We start from the raw sequence: 18,795 nt of genomic DNA on the forward strand, positions 1-18,795 counted from the left end.
CTTTTTTTTGGTTATAAATAAACCTATTTTTTCCTGTAAATCTCTCTCAAGTTATTAGCTATCTTTGAGAATCTAGTATTAATTCTATTTTAATAAAAAGAAATGAAAAGAATAGTATCCATAATTACCTGCCTTATATCAATCGTAGTTTTTGCCCAAAAGAAAAATCTTGTTCAATATGTTAAACCTATCATTGGCACTCAGCGAATGGGTCACGTTTATCCTGGTGCTACATCGCCTTTTGGGATGGTGCAATTAAGTCCTGATACAGATACAATTCCTTATGCAGTAAAGGGGAAATACAATCCAGATGTTTATAAATACTGCGCAGGTTATCAATATGACGATAAAACGATTGTGGGCTTTAGTCATACACATTTTAGTGGAACAGGTCATTCAGATTTGGGTGATTTCCAAGTCATGCCAACTGTTGGAAAATTACAATTAAATCCTGGAACAGCAGATAAGCCATTGTCTGGTTTTAGATCTTCATTTTCGCATAAAAATGAGGTCGCTGAAGCTGGCTACTATAAAGTAAAGCTCGATGATGATAATATTTTAGCTGAATTAACAGCAACTACACGTGTTGGAATGCATCAATATACCTTTCCAAAAACTAACGATGCTCATATAATATTAGATTTAATGGCCGGTATTTATAATTATGAGGATAAAAATGTATGGACATTTGTGCGAGTTGTTAATGATACTTTAGTAACAGGTTATAAACAAAATAACGGATGGGGTAGGACAAGAACTGTATATTTTGCAATGAGTTTTTCAAAACCTTTTAAAGGTTATGGTCAGAAAAATTTTGATACGAAACAAATCTACCGCGGTTTTTGGAGAAAATTTAACCAAGAACAAAATTTTCCGGAAATAGCGGGTAAGAAAATCAGAATGTACTTTGATTTTGATACAGAAGAAAATGAAAAAGTAAAAATTAAATTTGCTTTGTCACCCGTGAGTCAAAAAAATGCAATTGAAAATATGCAAAACGAGATTCCACATTGGGATTTTGAAAAAGTAAAATTGCAGACGCAAGAAAATTGGAATAATGAATTAAATAAAATTGTAATTGACGCTTCTAATGACAACAAAATTAATTTTTATACCGCAATGTACCATGCTTTTATTAGTCCAACGACTTATATGGATACTAATGGAGAATATAAAGGTTTAGATCAAGAGGTGCATAAAGCAGCTGGATTTACAAATTACACTACTTTTTCTTTATGGGATACCTACCGCGCGTTGCACCCTTTATTTAATTTGGTTCAAACTAATCGCAATAGTGATATGGTACAATCGATGATAGAACATTACAACCAAAGCACACTGAAAATGTTACCGATATGGAGTCACTATGCTAATGATAATTGGTGTATGAGCGGCTATCATAGTGTTTCTGTGATTGCAGATGCGATTATTAAAGGAAGTTACAAAGGTGATGCAAACAAGGCATTAGACGCTTGCGTAGCAACAGCACGAAAGCGAAGTTACGAGAATATTGGTGACTATATTGATAAAGGATATATTGCTGCTGAGAAAACAGATATTTCCGTTTCAAATACATTAGAGTATTCTTATGATGATTGGACAATAGCGCAACTAGCTAAAAAATTGAACCGACAAGACATCTACAATGAATTTATCAAACGCGCTGATCATTGGAAAAACAATTACGATGCTTCAGTTGGTTTTATGCGTCCAAAACTTGCTGATGGAACTTTTAAAAAGGAATTTGACGAATTAAGTACACATGGTCAAGGATTCATTGAAGGTAATAGTTGGAATTATAGCTTTTTTGTACCTCATAATCCTACGGCATTAATTGATACGATGGGAGGCAAAAGCATATTTACAAAAAAACTAGATAACTTATTTACTATGCATTTGCCGGATTCTTTCTTTGCGGAAACAGAAGATATAACCCGTGACGGAATTATTGGTGGTTACGTTCATGGAAATGAACCTGCACATCATGTAGCATATTTATACAATTGGACAAATCAGCCTTGGAAAACTCAGGCTCAAGTTCGAAATATTATGAAAATGCAATATAAACCGACGCCAGATGGTCTAGGAGGTAATGACGATTGCGGCCAAATGAGTGCTTGGTACATATTTAGTAGTATGGGTTTTTATCCCGTTGCGCCAGGTTCTTCTGAATATTCTATTGGAAGTCCATTGGTGAATAATGCTAAGATTAATTTAGAAAATGGTAAAACTTTTGAGATAGTAGTAAAAAATCAATCTGACAAAAATGTGTTTGTTAAAAGTATTACATTAAATGGCAAATCTGTAAATAATCATTCTATTGACCATAGTGAAATTGTAAAAGGAGGGAAAATGATTTTTACGATGAGTAATAAACATAACTAGACTTAAACAGTATTAATTAACTTTAGATCGAAAATTGAAAATAATACTTAATTGAATTGTTTGATTATTTAGAGCCTCACAACCGTGAGGCTTTTTTTATATAATTTCGTGGTATTTAGTAGCACAGCCATTTGCTTTCTATTCGCTATTAGTCCCGCTTTGCGCTATATCTTTAATAAGGCTTGATGCCTTATTAAAGGATGCCGCTACAATCGGGGCTATTTGAGTACTTTTTATTTTCAGGAGATTAAAATATTTTGTTTATAAATATATGATATTCAGCAATTTGAAAAATACTTTCGTTTTTTTAAAACCAAACTCAATCTTAGTGCGTAAATGACTTTATATAACTTAAAAAAATAGATTATTATGAACACTAGAAAATTTTTATCAGTTGCTTTTATAGCATTAGTATTTGGAGCTACATCATTCGCTCAAAAAACAGTAATGGTTGGTGGAGCAGCGATGTATCCAACAAAAAACATCGTTGAGAACGCTGTAAATTCTAAAGATCACACTACGCTAGTTGCAGCAGTAAAAGCAGCAGGATTAGTTGAGACATTACAAAGTAAAGGACCATTCACGGTTTTTGCTCCAACAAATGCAGCATTTGATAAATTGCCAAAAGGAACAGTTGAAACTTTATTGATGCCAGAAAATTTAAAAATGTTACAAACAATATTAACGTATCATGTTGTTGCAGGAAAAATGAATTCAATGGACATAGCAAAAGCTATCAAAATGGGTAAAGGAAAAGCAACTTTGAAAACTGTTAGTGGTGGTACATTAACAGCATGGATGAAAGGAAAATCGTTATACATCACAGATGAAAACGGAAAAAGCGCTAAAGTAACTATTGCTGATGTAAACCAATCAAATGGTGTAATTCACGTTGTTGACGCAGTGGTTTTACCAAAAAGTTAATTGTTGATTATAGGTTGATGTTTTATTAGTTAAAAAGGCTCTGCAAAATTTGCAGAGCCTTTTTTGTATAAAAAAATCCCATTCACCGAAGCGAATGGGATTTCAAAAAAAAAAAAATTATCTTAAACTTGCTCCAAGTTCAGTTTCAAAATTATTTTGCAATTTACTCATGATTTTATCAATTTGAGTATCAGTCAAAGTTTTTGAACTATCTTGAATTGTAAAGCGTAAAGCGTATGATTTTTTACCTTCAGGAAGATTGTTTCCTTCGTATACATCAAATAAGCTAATGTCTTTTAAAAATGATTTCTCTGTCTGTTTTGCAACACTATAGATACTTTCATATGTTACACTTTGATCAATTAGTAAAGCTAAATCTCTAGTAACCTCTGGATATTTTGGAATTTCAGTGTATTTAATTTTAGTTGTAACAAGTTTTAGAATTAAAGCCCAATTAAAATCAGCGTAGAATACTTCTTGTTTAATTCCAAAGTGTTTCAAAATTGATTTTTTAACAACTCCGAGCTCAACTAATGTTTCCGTACCATATCCAATAGCGATTGCTTCTGAAAATACATCTGAAGTTGCTGGTACATTTTGTGTTTTTGAAATACCTAATCTCGAAAGTATTCCAGTCACATATCCTTTAAACAAAAAGAAATCAGATGGCTTTTCTGCTTGAGTCCAACTCTCTTGATTTCTATCTCCAGTCAAAAACATACTTAGATGTTTTTTCTCTTCGTAACCAGCAAGATAGTTGTGGTAGGTTTTTCCGAATTCAAATAATTTTAAATCCGCATTCTTTCTATTGATGTTATAAGAAACTGCTTCTAATCCTGAAAATAATAAGGACTGTCTCATTGTAGATAAATCAGCACTTAACGGATTTAACATAGTAACATTATGAGATGCATTTAATTCTGATGAAAGTTCAATGTATGAAGCTGTCGTCAACGAATTTGCCATCATTTCATTAAATCCTTGAGAATTTAATTGAGTAGCAATTACATTTTGAACTTTATAATCTTCATTTCTAGGAGAATTAGATACTGTAGCATTTACTTTTTTCGAAAAGTTAATATTGTTGTATCCATAAACTCTTAGAATTTCTTCTATTACATCAATTTCTCTTTGGACATCTACTCTGTAAGCAGGGATTGTTAATCCTAATCCAGCGTCAGAAAAACTATTTACTTTGATATCTAAGGAAACTAATATTTTCTTAATCGTATCTTTTGGCAATTCTTCTCCAATAATTTTGGCTACTTTACTAAAGTTTAGAAAAACCGTAAAGTCTTCAATTTTCTTAGGATAAACATTAAGAACATCAGATGTGATTTCTCCACCTGCAACTTCTTGAATCAGCAAAGCTGCGCGTTTAAGAGCGTATTCCGTGATAGTTGGATCAATACCTCTTTCAAATCTAAAAGAAGCATCAGTATTTAATTGATGTCTTTTAGCCGACTTACGAATACTTATTGGATTAAAGTAAGCGCTTTCTAAGAAAATAGAAGTTGTGTTTTCTGAAACTCCTGACTTTTTACCACCAAAAACTCCTGCTAAACATAACGGACCTTTCTCATCACAGATCATCAAATCTTCTTCGTGCAATGTTCTTTCGATATCATCTAAAGTAACAAATTTAGTTCCTGCAGGAAGCGTTTGTACTACGATTTTACCGTTTATTTTTGATGCGTCAAATGCGTGTAGTGGTTGACCTAATTCGTGTAATACATAATTAGTAACATCTACAATATTATTTTTTGGATTTAATCCAATTGATTTTAATCTATTTTGTAACCAAGCTGGAGAAGGTTTAACTTCAATACCTGAAATAGTTACACCACAATATCTAGGAGCAAGCTTTGGCTCTTTGACATCAATGTCGATTTTTAGTGTTCTTTTATCAACTCTAAAATTACTAACAGAAGGTGTTATTAATTCGACATTAATACCTTTTTGCTGCATTCCTGCTCGCAAGTCACGTGCTGTTCCTAAATGACTCATTGCATCGGCACGATTTGGTGTTAAACCAATTTCAAAAACTTCATCATTTTCAATTTTAAAAACCGTCGCGGCTGGAGTTCCTGGAATCAATGCTTCATCGAGAACCATAATTCCGTCATGACTTTCACCTAAACCTAGTTCGTCTTCAGCGCAAATCATTCCGTGGCTTTCCTGTCCACGAATTTTTCCTTTTTTGATAGTAAAAGAAACTCCTTCTTTATCATACAATACAGTTCCAATTGTAGCAACAGGCACTTTTTGTCCCGCAGCAACATTATTAGCTCCACATACAATTTGCAATGGAATTCCAGTACCTAAATCTACCGTAGTTATTTTCAATCGGTCGGCATCTGGATGCTGAACGCAAGTGAGTACATGTCCAACAACAATTCCTTCTAATCCACCTTTTACGGATTGATATTTCTCAACAATTTCCACCTCAAGACCTAGATCTGTTAGCAAAGCTGCAGTCTCTTCTGATTTACAGTCTATTTTAATGAATTGCTTTAACCAGTTGTACGATATTTTCATTTTACGATTTTATTGAGATTGCAAATATAAGGATTGCATACTGTAGAAAGAAACAAAATTTTTGCTTTTTTGTAACCATTTATAAAAATTTTGAGCCATTCCAAACAAATAATTGGTAGACAATAATGCAATTAAATGAGAATATACTAAGATAATAACTTTAAAAAAACACATTTGAAAATTTAATGCTACTACTTGAATGAATAGTGCTATTACCTTAAGAAATTCAGAGCTAAATTTGAGAAAATAAAATATTTAATGGTATGGGAAATATAGTTAAAAGGCCTGAATTCAAGGCAAAGTATGATAATTTTATAGGAGGAGAATTTGTTCCACCTATTGGCGGACAGTATTTTGATGTTGTTTCTCCCATAGATGGAAAAGTGTTTACTAGAGCAGCACATTCGACTAAAGTAGATGTGGATTTTGCAGTTGATAAAGCGCACGAAGCCTTCCAAACCTGGGGAAAAACATCCGCTACAGAGCGAAGTACAGTTTTAAACAAGATAGCGCAGATTATTGAAGACAATTTGGAATATTTAGCCGCTATTGAAACGGTAGATAATGGAAAAGCAATTCGCGAGACACTTGCTGCTGACATGCCATATGCAGCAGATCATTTTAGATATTTTGCTGGTGTAATTAGAGCAGAAGAAAGTTCAATTACAGAGCTTGATGAGGATACAGTTTCTATTGCTTTAAGCGAACCTTTAGGAGTTATTGCCCAAATTATTCCATGGAACTTTCCAATTTTAATGGCAGTGTGGAAATTAGCACCAGCGCTAGCCGCCGGAAATACAGTGGTTTTAAAACCTGCAGAAAGTACACCAATTTCAATTTTAGTATTAATGGAATTGATATCAGATGTTCTTCCTGCTGGTGTAATAAATATCGTGAATGGTTTTGGTGCTGAACTAGGAAGAGCATTGGTAACGAATAAAAAAGTGTCTAAAGCTGCGTTCACAGGTTCAACTCCTACAGGAAGGTTAGTGATGCAATATGCAACTGAGAATATAATTCCAGTTACATTAGAATTAGGTGGAAAATCTCCAAATATTTTTATGAAGTCAGTAGGGGATGCTGATGATGCATTTTATGATAAAGCGATTGAAGGTGCTGTATTATTTGCATTCAATCAAGGAGAAATATGTACATGTCCTTCAAGACTTTTAGTTCATGAAGATATTTATGAAAAATTTATTGCGAGAGTTATCGAGAGAACGGAAGCAATAATAATGGGAAATCCATTGGACAAAACAACTACAATGGGAGCTCAAACCTCACTAGTTCAAAAGGAAAAGATTCTTAGTTATATAAAATTAGGTAAAGAAGAAGGTGCAGAAGTTTTAACGGGCGGCGAGGAAAATCATCTAGGTGGCGAACTTGCAGGCGGTTATTACATTAAACCAACGCTTTTTAAAGGGAATAATAAAATGCGTATTTTCCAAGAAGAGATTTTTGGACCAGTATTGGCAGTAACGACTTTTAAAACCACTGAAGAAGCTATTGCTATTGCAAATGATTCGATGTATGGATTAGGTGCTGGAGTTTGGACTCGTGATGCGCACGAAATTTACCAAGTTCCTAGAGCTATTCAAGCTGGACGTGTTTGGATCAATCAGTATCATTCTTACCCTGCTGGAGCTCCTTTTGGAGGGTATAAACAATCTGGTATTGGACGTGAGAATCACAAGATGATGTTGGGACATTATCGCCAAACTAAAAACATGCTGATTTCTTATAACAAGAATAAGTTAGGTTTCTTTTGATAGTAATGATTATTGCTTAATCATAAACCTGGTAGATTGTAAAATTTGCCAGGTATTATTTTAAAATTAAATACTATGACAAGAAGAATTGACGCGACTGAAAAAGCAGTAGAATTAATAAAAATTTTACAAGAAAAGCACGTTGATCTAATGTTTTACCAAGCCGGTGGATGTTGTGAAGGAACTCAGCCACAATGTTTTGAAAAAGGTGGTTTTTATCAGCGCATGGGTGACGTTTGCATTGGTACAATCGAAGATACAGAGTTTTGGGTGGACAATGATTTATTCGAATATTGGAAACATTCTCACTTTACTTTAGATGTCATTGATGCATTTGGAGTAGGGGGTTTTTCCTTAGAAACACCATTAAAAAAAACATTCCGTATTGAATATAGAATTTTCACGCCTGAAGAGGAGCTATCTTTAGAACCATTAAAGTTTATAGAGTAAGATTAGTTGATTATATAAAGTGCTTGGTATTGCTTAGGAGTAATTCCTTCATGTTTTTTAAATAATCGTATAAAGTAATTTGAATCTTCAAATCCTGATAAATAGCAAACCTCATTAATTTGAATCGTTGGATTTTTAAGTAATTGCTTGGCACATCTTATTTTTTCACTAATTACAAATTCAATAGGACTCATTCCTAATTCTCTTTTGAATAGTCGATAAAATGAAGTGGTACTCATACAAGCCTTTTCGCTTAGATTCTTTAAACTTATGTTTTCTTTTAAGTTGGATCGAATGAATTCTACAACTTGTGTGATTGGGTTTTTCGGATCGCTGTATTCACCATCGTTAATTGCTTTCGCAGTTTGAGTTTGGATAATCCGAATCAATAATTCTTGTAAAGTTAAATCAGCTAATACATCTTTGGTAATCGAAGTACTCATGCATTCTTTTATCAATTTATTGATTGTAGAAGCTAATTCCACATTATTGTAAAAGAAGTAATTTTGATAGTTGAGTTGCCAGAAATTCGAATTTCCCTCCTTAGGATACCTTTCGTTTAAATAGTGTAAAGTATTTGTAATCTTAGCATGGTCTATCGCCAAAGCTAAACATTGTGTAGGATTGTTTTTAGAAGCTTCAGGAAAGTCAATTTTCATTTCCACATTAGAAGGGATAACTACTGTTTCTCCTGGTAAATAAACAAAACTGGGATCGTCAAAAAGATGCATTACCTTCTTTCCTCTCAACATGCTCGTAACCACAAAGTCATTGAATTTTAATGGTACTGATTGAGTAGGTTCATATGTCTCAAAAATATTTAACTCACAGTGATTTAGGGAATAAACGGTTCTATTCTCCACTAATGTTTTTAATGATTTTTCATTTGATAATGATGGAGGATGTATAAAGGCACGATTACTATTCATAGATTTAAACTTAAAAAAGGCGAAGTTTAAATTTAAGGAAAATAATAGTATGGATTACAAATGAATTTACTAATTAACAAAAATTAATCATTTGATTAACGTTAAAATGAAATTGTTCCTGCTAGCTCTTTTAACGCGATTTCTGATAATTTAGCTTGAAATTGTGCGTTGCTGTAACGAACTTTTGCATTCACATAATTTAATTGTGCTGTTCTGAACTCAAGAGTAGTAATAGTACCAATTTTAAATTTATCTAGTGTGATATTTAAATTTTGATTGGCTATAGCCTCATTTTTCTCTTCTAAATCAATCAGCTCTAGATTTGTCATATACGTTTGATATGAAGTCGCTAATTGAGAATAAAGTTGCTCATTTTGCTGATCAAAAGCTAGTTTAGAGTTATCAATTTGGATTTTAGCAATCTGTTCATTTCTATTCTGTGCAAAACCATCAAATAAATTTAACGAAGCACTAAAACCATAGTTCAAACCTCTCGCAGAAGATTCTGTTGTAAAGCCAAGGCTAGACTGACTTTCTGAAAAATTGTAGCCCGTGTTTAGTCTAACAGTTGGATATCGAGTTCCTTTAATTTGTTTTAATTGTAATTCTACTACTTTTCTATTTATAATTTGAGCTTCTAATTGTGGATTTTGTTTTTCTGCTAACTCCGTTAATTGAGGAAGTAGTAAAGTAGAATCAACTGTTATTGAATCAACAACATTAAAATCTGTCTTGACATCTCTTGCAAGGATCTGATTTAAAACAATTTTAGTGTTTGCATATAATTCCTTTTGTCTAAGTAATGCTACTTTATCAGTATTTAAATCGACTTGCGCATTTAAAACTTCCAACTTAGATGCTTTTCCAATGGAGAATCTATTTTGAGCCAAATTTAAACGCTGGTTCGAAATTACGATCGTTGTATCTAGAGCCGCTAACTGTTGTTGTTGCTGCACAAGATCAAAATAGGTCGCATTTACATCACTTATCTTTGTGATTATCGTCATTTTTAGTTGCGCTTCGCCTAGCTTTTGAAGTTCTTTCAATTGATCTAGTTTCGCAAACATTTTAAAACCATCAAAAATGGTCCAGTCTAAACCAACACCATAATTCAAATTACTACTTTTTCCATTATTCAAAGTGGTCACCGTACCGTCAGCACGTGTTTGAGAAAGATTCTGGATTCCGTTATTATCAACGATTGTTGCAGTAGCTTTAGGAAGCATTCCTGCGTTACCTGAAGTAACGTTGGTTTTACTAATTAATGAATTATTAGATGCAATTTTTATTTCGTAGTTGTTTTCCAATGCGATTTTTACAGCATTTTCTATTGTTAATACTTCTTGTGCGTTAACATTAACTGCAAAAAAGAATAGCACAATCAAACTTCGAAATATTATTTTATTATGTGTCATAATTATATTTTGTTGGACACGAAAAGTGTTTTTAGAAATTTAAGTTTTAAGTTTTACTTTTCGTGATAGATCTATTCCTCTTTGTTAATTAACGTCTTTTTCATATTCTTCAATATGGTCAAACTCCGGATAATGCTTTCTCGCTTTAGACCACATTAAGTATAGCGCAGGAATAACAAATAATGTTAAAACCAAAGAGAAAATGGTTCCTCCTACGATTACAACTCCCATTCCCATTCTACTTGTAGAAGCTGCACCAAAAGATATCGCAATAGGAAGTGCACCTAACGAAATTGCTAAACTCGTCATTAAAATAGGACGTAATCTCGCTTCTGAAGCTTCTAAAATGGCTTCTAACTTTGGCTTTCCTTGCTCTCGGAGCTGATTGGCAAATTCGACAATTAATATTCCGTTTTTAGTTACTAAACCAATTAGCATGACGGTTCCAATTTGGCTAAAAATATTCCAAGTTTGGTTAAATAACCATAACGAGAACAATGCACCAGCAACTGCCATTGGCACTGTTAATATAATAATGAATGGATCTATAAAACTCTCAAACTGTGCTGATAGAATAAGGAAGATTAGTAATAAAGCTAGTCCAAAAGCAAATGCTGTATTCGAACTACTTTCAACAAAATCTCGAGATTCTCCACCCAAATCAGTAGTGAAAGTGTCGTCTAAAACTTTGGCTTTTATTTCGTTCATGGCATCAATTCCATCGTTGATACTTTTACCTGGAGCAAGACCTGCAGAAACAGTCGCCGAGAGATATCTATTGTTATGGTATAATTGCGGAGGATTACTTTGCTCTTCCACATTAACAACGTTGTCCATCTGGATTAATTCACCTTTCTTGTTTTTAACAAACATCGAAGTTAAATCAAGAGGTTTAGATCGATCTTTTTGATCAAACTGACCAATTACTTGATACTGCTTTCCATTTCTCATAAAGTAACCAAAACGTTGTCCACTTAAAGAGAGTTGTAACGTTTGTGCAATGTCAATTACTGAAATACCTAAACTTTCCGCTTTTTCGCGATCTATTGTTACATTAATCTCTGGTTTGTTGAATTTTAAATTCACATCTGTAATGGAGAAAGTCTCATTTTTAGCAGCTTCATCCATGAAAATTGGAATTTTTTCTCTCAATTTCTCGAAATTCGGTGCTTGAATAATATATTGGATTGGTAAACCACCACGTCTATTTACAGCGATAGTTGGCTGCTCAATAATGGATGTTTTAGCTTCTGGATAACGCTTGGTCCATTTAGTAAGTTTCTCGGCAATCTCTTTTTGAGAATCAGTTCTTTCACTAGGATCTACTAATGAAACACGGATAAATCCACTATTCACAGATGAAGATCCAAAACCAGGAGAGGTAATAACTAAACTCACCTTTTTTCCAGGAATAGAATCATCCACTAATTTAGATATTTCTTGCATGAATCGGTCAGTATACTCATAAGAAGAACCTTCTGGAGTAGTCATACGCATCACAAAACTACTTCGATCGTCATAAGGCGCTGTCTCTTTTTGTAATAAATTAAAAAACAAATAAATCAGTCCAAAACAAACGAATAAAATAGGGAAACTCAGCCACTTCCTTTTCATGAAATTAGATAGTGAATCCGCATATCCTTTATTCAATTTCTGGAAATAAGGCTCTGTTTTAAGATAAAAATTTGATTTCTTTTGTTCGCCACCTTTCATCAAGTACGCGTTCAACATAGGAGTTAACGTTAGTGACACAAAGGCTGAAATAAGAACAGCGGCGCCAATCACGACACCAAATTCCCTAAATAGCCGCCCGACAAATCCTTCGAGGAAAATAACAGGTAAAAATACAGCTGCTAAGGTTACGGAAATCGAAATTACAGCGAAGAATATTTCATTTGAACCTTTAATTGCAGCCTCGATTGGATTCATTCCTTCTTCAACTTTCTTAAAAATATTTTCGGTAACAACAATTCCATCATCAACTACAAGTCCTGTTGCAAGAACAATGGCTAGTAAAGTCAATACGTTGATCGAGAATCCAAAAAGCCACATTATAAAGAAGGTAGCAATTAATGAAACCGGAATATCGATTAGAGGTCTAAATGCTATCGCCCAATCTCTAAAGAATAAAAAGATAATTAAGATTACTAAAATAATCGAAATTCCTAATGTTTCCGCTACTTCAATAACTGATCTTTTAACAAAAATAGTGTTATCAATCGCTATATTTAATTTTATGTCTTGCGGTAAATCCTTTTTCAAGGCTTCAAAAACTTTGTAAAATTCTTTAGATATATCTAGATAATTGGCACCAGGTAAAGGAACAATCGCAACACCAACAAGAGGAGTACCAGATTGTGTCATTTTAGTTTCAATATTTTCAGGACCTATACTAGCACTTCCAATATCACTTAAACGAACAATTTTATCGCCTTCAGAACGAATAATAATATTATTAAATTCCTCGGCAGTAGAAAGATTACCAACAGTTTTTACTGTTAATTCGGTGTTAGCGCCTGTCAGTTTTCCAGAAGGTAATTCAACATTTTGTTTATTCAAGGCCTCTCTTACTTCTGAAACCGTGCAACCATAAGAAGCTAGTTTAATTGGATCAATCCACAAACGCATTGCGTATCGTTTTTGTCCCCAAATTTGGACACCACTCACGCCAGGAATTGTTTCTAAACGTTGGGAAATTACATTTTCTGCATAATCACTAAGTTCTAGTGCGCTTCGCGTATCACTCTGAACTGTCATCGAAATAATTGCTTCACCATTGGCATCAGCCTTGGAAACAACAGGAGGAGAGTCAATATCTTGTGGAAGATTACGCACTGCTTGTGACACTTTATCACGAACATCGTTAGCAGCGTCTTCAAGATTTTTATCCAGATTAAATTCGATCGTAATATTACTACTTCCTTGCGCACTCGAAGATGTTACGTTTCGAATTCCGTCAATTGAGTTAATTGCCTTCTCTAAAGGTTCTGTAATTTGGGATTCGATGATATCAGCATTTGCACCAGCATAATTGGTACGAATAGAAACTTGAGCAGGATCAATTGATGGAAATTCTCGAACACCCAAAAAAGTATATCCTATTAATCCGAATAACACAATGGCCAAATTGATCACTATGGTCATTACTGGTCTTCTAATACTTGTAGTTGATAAACTCATTTAAATTTTTATTTTGATTGTTGGTTTTTAGATTAAAATTAAAATCTAATTGCGAAATCTATTTTACTATAACTTTAACGGGATCATCATTTTTTAATGCCATCACACCATTTGTAATAACGGTATCACCTTCTTTTAAACCTGAAAGTACTAAAACCGAAGTTTCTGTTCTTGTAGCAGTTTCTATCATTAATTCTTTGGCTAAACCGTTATTAGAAATAAAAATTTTCTTTCCATTTTGGACTGGAATAATCGCTTCAGTAGGAACAACAATCGCGTCTTTTATAATATCTAACGGTAATTCTACGTCTGCAAAAGTTCCCGGTAATAATTTACCATCTTTATTTTCTGCGATCGCACGAACTTGCAAAGTTCTAGTGGCCACAGCTATTTCTGGCTCAATTGCATATACTTTTGCTGTATATCTTTCCTCCGAACCTGCAACTTTAAAACTAATTGTAGTGTTTGTTTTAACTTGAGTTGCGTATTTTTCAGGAATCGAAAAAGTAATTTTTAATTTTCCTGTATTAACTAATTTGGTTACTAAAATTGCTGGCGTAATATAAGTTCCAGGAGAAATAGAACGCAAGCCAATTTTACCAGAAAATGGCGCTCTTACGGATGTTTTTGCGATTTGGGCTTGTATCAACTGACTTTGCGCTTGTGCTGATTTTAAATCGGCTCTTGCTAAGTCATATTCTTCTTGACTTATTGCCTCTTTTTGCAATAGTAATTTTGCTCTTCTCTCGTTTTCTGAAGCTAAACCTTCTTTAGTAGAGGTTTGTCTTAATTGAGCTCTTAATTCAATATCATTAACTTTAAAAAGAACTTGTCCTTTACTAACATTGCTTCCTTCTTGAAAATAAATGCCTTCAACTATACCTGAAACTTCACTACGAATTTCAACTTGCTCGTTTGCTTCGATAGAACCAGAAAGGGATAAGTTATTATCAAATGTTTGATATTTAACAACGATTCCAGTCAAAGTCATTGCTTTAGACTTGCCTTTTGGACCTTTAGAATCTCCTGCTTTGTTACTATTTGAGTTAATTCTGTAACCAATAAAGCCAATAATTCCAACGGCTAGTAAAGTGTAAACTAGGTATTTAATTTTCATATTTAAAGTTATAAAGTAAGAATAAAAAGCAATCTAATTATTTCAAAAAAACAAATTTAGTTTTTAGAATCTTAAATAGTGAATTAGTTAAATATTATTTAACGTTTGTACATACAAATATTAATTAAAACACAAAATTAGCCACCTAAAGTTCCTAAAATCTCAATTGAACAAGACTGTAAAAAATGATAAAGGTTTAATTATGTTGTAAAAAAATATTAGCTAATATAATTCCAGATATTTTTTTTCTTAGTCATTTCTATGTAAACTGCACGTAAGGACGCATGTTCTGGCTTTTGCATAGCAGCATCTTCCTTCAATAATTTCATGGCATAATTTCTGGCTAATGCCAAAGTATCGCGATCTCTGACTAAATCAGCGATTTGTAAATTTAGTACACCACTTTGCTGAGTTCCCATAAGATTTCCGGGACCTCGTAGTTTTAAGTCTACTTCGGCAATTTCGAAACCATCATTCGTTCGAACCATCGTTTCCATTCTTGTCTTACTATCATTACTCATTTTATGACTTGTCATCAAGATGCAATAACTTTGTTCAGCACCACGTCCTACACGACCGCGAAGTTGATGAAGCTGTGATAATCCAAAACGTTCAGCACTTTCGATTATCATTACACTCGCATTAGGAACATTAACGCCAACTTCAATAACCGTTGTAGCCACCATTATATTTGTTTTGCCTTCAGAAAAGCGTTTCATTTCAGCATCTTTATCTGCTGGTTTCATCTTTCCATGCAAAATAGAAATTGAATATTGCGGAAGTGGAAAATCTCTTGAAATACTCTCATAACCATCCATCAAATCTTTATAATCCATTTTTTCGGATTCTTGAATAAGAGGATAAACGATATAAATTTGTCTTCCTAAAGCAATTTCATCTCTCAGAAATTTCCAAACTTTCAATCGATTGCTATCAAAACGATGTACTGTTTGAATTGGTTTTCTACCAGGAGGCAGCTCGTCAATTACTGAAATATCTAAATCGCCATATAAACTCATCGCTAAAGTACGGGGAATAGGAGTTGCGGTCATTACTAATACGTGTGGTGGAATTGTGTTTTTTTTCCACAATTTAGAACGTTGCTCTACCCCAAAACGATGTTGCTCATCAATGACAGCAAGACCTAAATTTTTAAATTTCACTTTATCTTCTATTAAAGCATGCGTTCCAATAATAATATCTAAAGTACCGTTTTCCAGTTCCTCATGAATTATTCTGCGTTGTGCAATTCTAGTTGAACCTGTAAGAATTCGAATGTTGATGTTCACGCTTTCTGCTAATTCAGATAAACCGATAAAATGCTGATTGGCTAAAATTTCTGTTGGTGCCATCAAGCACGCTTGGAAGCCATTATCTAATGCTAAAAGCATACTCATAAATGCGACAATGGTCTTACCAGAACCTACGTCTCCTTGCAATAATCGGTTCATTTGGGCATTGCTACCCATGTCGTTTCTAATCTCTTTTATTACTCTTTTTTGCGCATTAGTCAATTCGAAAGGCAAATGATTTTGATAAAAGTCATTGAAATATTCACCGACTTTAGTAAAGGGATGTCCTTTTATTTTATGTTTTTGGATGAGATTTTTAGTAATTAACTGCAATTGAATAAAAAACAATTCTTCAAAAATCAATCTAAATTTTGCTTTGGCCAAGATTTCTGGGCTTTTTGGAAAGTGAATGTTGAATAAAGCTTCTTTTTTAGAAATCAATTTTAATTCTGAAATCAAGTAGTCGGGCAATGTTTCGATAAACAATGTCTGAGTTTCAATAAATAATTGCTGCATCATTTTATTGATGACTTTATTTGAAACCCCGCGATTAGTCAAAGTTTCAGTCGATGGATAAACGGGTTGCATTGCAGAACGCAGACTTTGTTTGTGCTCCGCCATTAATTCGATTTCAGGATGTGCCATGTTAAACATATTTCCAAAGGAAGTGCATTTTCCAAAAATCACGCAGACTTCATTCACTTTCAAGCTTTCGCGAATCCACTTATGACCTTGAAACCAAACCAATTCCATTTGTCCCGTATCATCAACGAAGATTGCGACGAGGCGTTTTTGATTTTTACCAAATTCAACTGTTTTAATGTTTATTATTTTCCCAATAATTTGAACTTCAGCACCATTATTCTGTAGCTCATTGATTTTGTAATAACGCGTTCGATCAATATATCTATTTGGAAAAAAGTTGACCAAATCCGAATACTTATAAATCCCAAGCTCCTTACGTAGCAATTCGCCCCGATTAGGGCCCACACCTTTTAGGAATTCTATGGGAGTAAGTAGTAGGTTTTGCTGCATTGTGCGAAGATAGTTCTTTGTTTTTAATTTTGAAAATTAGTGTATTTTACAAATAAAAATAGTTTAATAATTGCCTTTTCAGTGATTTTTTCTAAATATTTAAAATAAGACTATTTGAAATTCATTTCTACTTCATAACTTTCTTAGATGAAACATAAAAAAGTAAAATTTCAATATTGAACAGATAGTTTAGCAATCCCCAAATAACATAATCCTTTTCAAGTAGTAGAATTATTGTAAAATTTCCTTTTAAACACAATATCTTTGCTAAAATAAAATTTAAAAAATGACAACTCATCTCGCACTTCTTCGTGGCATCAATGTTTCTGGTCACAGTATGATCAAAATGGATGCTCTTAAGACTACTTTAGAAAATATCGGTTTTCGAAATGTGGAAACCTATATTCAATCTGGAAATGTTTTTGTGGATAGCGAAGAGGAAAATGCAGCAGCAGTTGGTTTTAAAATTAAGCAAGAAATCTTTAAAATTTTCGGTCATGAAGTTCCGGTTGTGGTTATTGGTAAAGCAGACCTAGAAGCTTGTTTTAAAAACAATGCTTATTTAAAAGAGCAAGAAGTAGATACTAAAAAGTTGTATGTTGCTTTTATTTCGACCACTTTATCGAGTACAAGTATGAATGATTTGAGAATTAGTCAATTTAAACCCGATGAAGCTAGTATTGACGGCAATAAAATTTTTATTAAGTATGCTGTTGGAGCTGGAAAGACACGTTTTGATCAAAAATACATTGAGAAAAAATTAAATGTAATTGCTACGATTCGGAATTGGAATACGGTTACGCAGTTGCTAAAAATGTATGAAGAGAGATAATTTTCGAGTCTTCACTTTCTGTTGTGCTTTTTCTATTTAGTTTGTCTCGCTGGAAGCGTCCCAACTTTAGAGAGCAACGTAATTGAGACGATTCCAGCGTGACAAAAGTACTTGTGAAAAGTTTTAAAATTGCTTCATAGTTTCGCTAATGTTCAGCACGTCGCGAAATAATAACCCAAATTTACTATGGAATTAAATCACAATACCAAAACCCAAAATCAAAAACATCTGAAGAACTTGTATCACAAGCTGAATTAGATGAATCCTCTTGTTTTGGTTGCTCATGTTTTCGGTAAACTATTTCTCCTATATTAAAGTTAATTGGCTTAGAGAATATTGGTCCATCAAAAGTAAAGGTATGAAACTCTCCATTTTCTCCACATACATCTACATTGTCTGGCAAATCATTAATGAAATCCTGATCAATAATTCGACCCACAAAACTTTTATCTAAAAAACGTTCATTTACACAAACGACAATAGTTTTAAATCCTAAACTGATAAATTCTTGAATTAAATTAATAGTTGGTATTTGCCAAAGCGGAAATACAGTTTTAAAACCTATTTTGGATAATTGATCTTCTCTATATTTACGTAAATCTTCCAACAAAATATCACCAAAAATAGAATGTGTTACTCCTTGATCTTTTAGCTTCATTAATGTTTCGTTCATTACATTTTCATATGCTTCCATCGTTGGCGTTTCAGGAATTTGCATAATTTCAAGAGGAATTCCGAGACTTTCTGCTTGTTGTTTCAAAAGTTCAACACGCACTCCATGCATAGAAATGCGCTGAAACTCTTGATTTACGCTAGTTAGTAAACAAGAGATTTCAAATTCAGAATTTTGGATTACTTTGTATAATGCTAAAGCAGAATCTTTTCCGCTGCTCCAGTTAAAAATGGCTTTTGGTTTCAATAGTTATTTA

General features: G+C 33.3%; 12 protein-coding genes. 5 read left to right on the plus strand and 7 right to left on the minus strand.

Annotated features, from left to right (window positions below; translation table 11 throughout):
• Positions 1-102 precede the first annotated feature (102 nt).
• Complete coding sequence (locus BC961_RS06880) at positions 103-2,385, plus strand: GH92 family glycosyl hydrolase (RefSeq protein ID WP_121925139.1); 2,283 nt, start codon at positions 103-105, stop codon at positions 2,383-2,385.
• Between the two features lie 369 nt (positions 2,386-2,754).
• On the plus strand, positions 2,755-3,309 hold the full coding sequence (locus tag BC961_RS06885; protein ID WP_121925140.1) for a fasciclin domain-containing protein: 555 nt from the start codon (positions 2,755-2,757) through the stop codon (positions 3,307-3,309).
• A gap of 117 nt (positions 3,310-3,426) precedes the next feature.
• Here BC961_RS06885 and pheT read toward each other — a convergent pair whose 3' ends face one another.
• Positions 3,427-5,847, minus strand: coding sequence for a phenylalanine--tRNA ligase subunit beta (pheT, locus tag BC961_RS06890; protein ID WP_121925141.1), 2,421 nt, complete (start codon positions 5,845-5,847; stop codon positions 3,427-3,429).
• Between the two features lie 263 nt (positions 5,848-6,110).
• On the opposite strand from pheT, the gene BC961_RS06895 reads away from it, so the two are divergent.
• Together BC961_RS06895 and BC961_RS06900 are read left to right on the plus strand one after the other, a co-directional pair.
• Entirely contained in the window at positions 6,111-7,616 is a 1,506-nt protein-coding gene (locus tag BC961_RS06895; RefSeq protein ID WP_121925142.1) for an aldehyde dehydrogenase family protein, read from the plus strand.
• Between the two features lie 75 nt (positions 7,617-7,691).
• Entirely contained in the window at positions 7,692-8,066 is a 375-nt protein-coding gene (locus BC961_RS06900; protein ID WP_121925143.1) for a DUF779 domain-containing protein, read from the plus strand.
• A gap of 2 nt (positions 8,067-8,068) precedes the next feature.
• On the opposite strand, the gene BC961_RS06905 is transcribed toward BC961_RS06900, so the two are convergent.
• From BC961_RS06905 to recG, 5 genes are all read right to left on the minus strand, one after another.
• Complete coding sequence (locus tag BC961_RS06905) at positions 8,069-8,995, minus strand: AraC family transcriptional regulator (protein WP_121925144.1); 927 nt, start codon at positions 8,993-8,995, stop codon at positions 8,069-8,071.
• Between the two features lie 101 nt (positions 8,996-9,096).
• A complete protein-coding gene (locus tag BC961_RS06910) occupies positions 9,097-10,410 on the minus strand; it encodes a TolC family protein (RefSeq protein ID WP_121925145.1) in 1,314 nt (437 codons plus the stop codon).
• An 84-nt stretch (positions 10,411-10,494) separates the two neighbouring features.
• Positions 10,495-13,590, minus strand: a complete 3,096-nt coding sequence (locus tag BC961_RS06915) for an efflux RND transporter permease subunit (protein WP_121925146.1) — start codon at positions 13,588-13,590, stop codon at positions 10,495-10,497.
• Between the two features lie 58 nt (positions 13,591-13,648).
• A complete protein-coding gene (locus tag BC961_RS06920) occupies positions 13,649-14,707 on the minus strand; it encodes an efflux RND transporter periplasmic adaptor subunit (protein WP_121925147.1) in 1,059 nt (352 codons plus the stop codon).
• A 218-nt stretch (positions 14,708-14,925) separates the two neighbouring features.
• Positions 14,926-17,034, minus strand: a complete 2,109-nt coding sequence (gene recG / locus BC961_RS06925) for an ATP-dependent DNA helicase RecG (protein ID WP_121925148.1) — start codon at positions 17,032-17,034, stop codon at positions 14,926-14,928.
• A 286-nt stretch (positions 17,035-17,320) separates the two neighbouring features.
• Between recG and BC961_RS06930 the strand changes: the two genes are divergently transcribed.
• Entirely contained in the window at positions 17,321-17,866 is a 546-nt protein-coding gene (locus BC961_RS06930; RefSeq protein WP_121925149.1) for a DUF1697 domain-containing protein, read from the plus strand.
• Positions 17,867-18,050: 184 nt separating this feature from the next.
• Here the strand turns inward: BC961_RS06930 and BC961_RS06935 are convergent, their stop codons facing one another.
• Positions 18,051-18,785, minus strand: a complete 735-nt coding sequence (locus BC961_RS06935) for a Dph6-related ATP pyrophosphatase (protein ID WP_121925150.1) — start codon at positions 18,783-18,785, stop codon at positions 18,051-18,053.
• Positions 18,786-18,795: the final 10 nt, after the last annotated feature.

This window comes from Flavobacterium weaverense (assembly GCF_003688495.1).
Taxonomy (GTDB): domain Bacteria; phylum Bacteroidota; class Bacteroidia; order Flavobacteriales; family Flavobacteriaceae; genus Flavobacterium; species Flavobacterium weaverense.

Excerpts from the sequence above, each read along its gene's own strand:
- BC961_RS06880 (WP_121925139.1), top strand. The coding sequence starts at position 103 with ATGAAAAGAATAGTATCCATAATTACCTGCCTTATATCAATCGTAGTT.
- BC961_RS06885 (WP_121925140.1), top strand. The coding sequence starts at position 2,755 with ATGAACACTAGAAAATTTTTATCAGTTGCTTTTATAGCATTAGTATTT.
- pheT (WP_121925141.1), bottom strand. The coding sequence starts at position 5,847 with ATGAAAATATCGTACAACTGGTTAAAGCAATTCATTAAAATAGACTGT.
- BC961_RS06895 (WP_121925142.1), top strand. The coding sequence starts at position 6,111 with ATGGGAAATATAGTTAAAAGGCCTGAATTCAAGGCAAAGTATGATAAT.
- BC961_RS06900 (WP_121925143.1), top strand. The coding sequence starts at position 7,692 with ATGACAAGAAGAATTGACGCGACTGAAAAAGCAGTAGAATTAATAAAA.
- BC961_RS06905 (WP_121925144.1), bottom strand. The coding sequence starts at position 8,995 with ATGAATAGTAATCGTGCCTTTATACATCCTCCATCATTATCAAATGAA.
- BC961_RS06910 (WP_121925145.1), bottom strand. The coding sequence starts at position 10,410 with ATGACACATAATAAAATAATATTTCGAAGTTTGATTGTGCTATTCTTT.
- BC961_RS06915 (WP_121925146.1), bottom strand. The coding sequence starts at position 13,590 with ATGAGTTTATCAACTACAAGTATTAGAAGACCAGTAATGACCATAGTG.
- BC961_RS06920 (WP_121925147.1), bottom strand. The coding sequence starts at position 14,707 with ATGAAAATTAAATACCTAGTTTACACTTTACTAGCCGTTGGAATTATT.
- recG (WP_121925148.1), bottom strand. The coding sequence starts at position 17,034 with ATGCAGCAAAACCTACTACTTACTCCCATAGAATTCCTAAAAGGTGTG.
- BC961_RS06930 (WP_121925149.1), top strand. The coding sequence starts at position 17,321 with ATGACAACTCATCTCGCACTTCTTCGTGGCATCAATGTTTCTGGTCAC.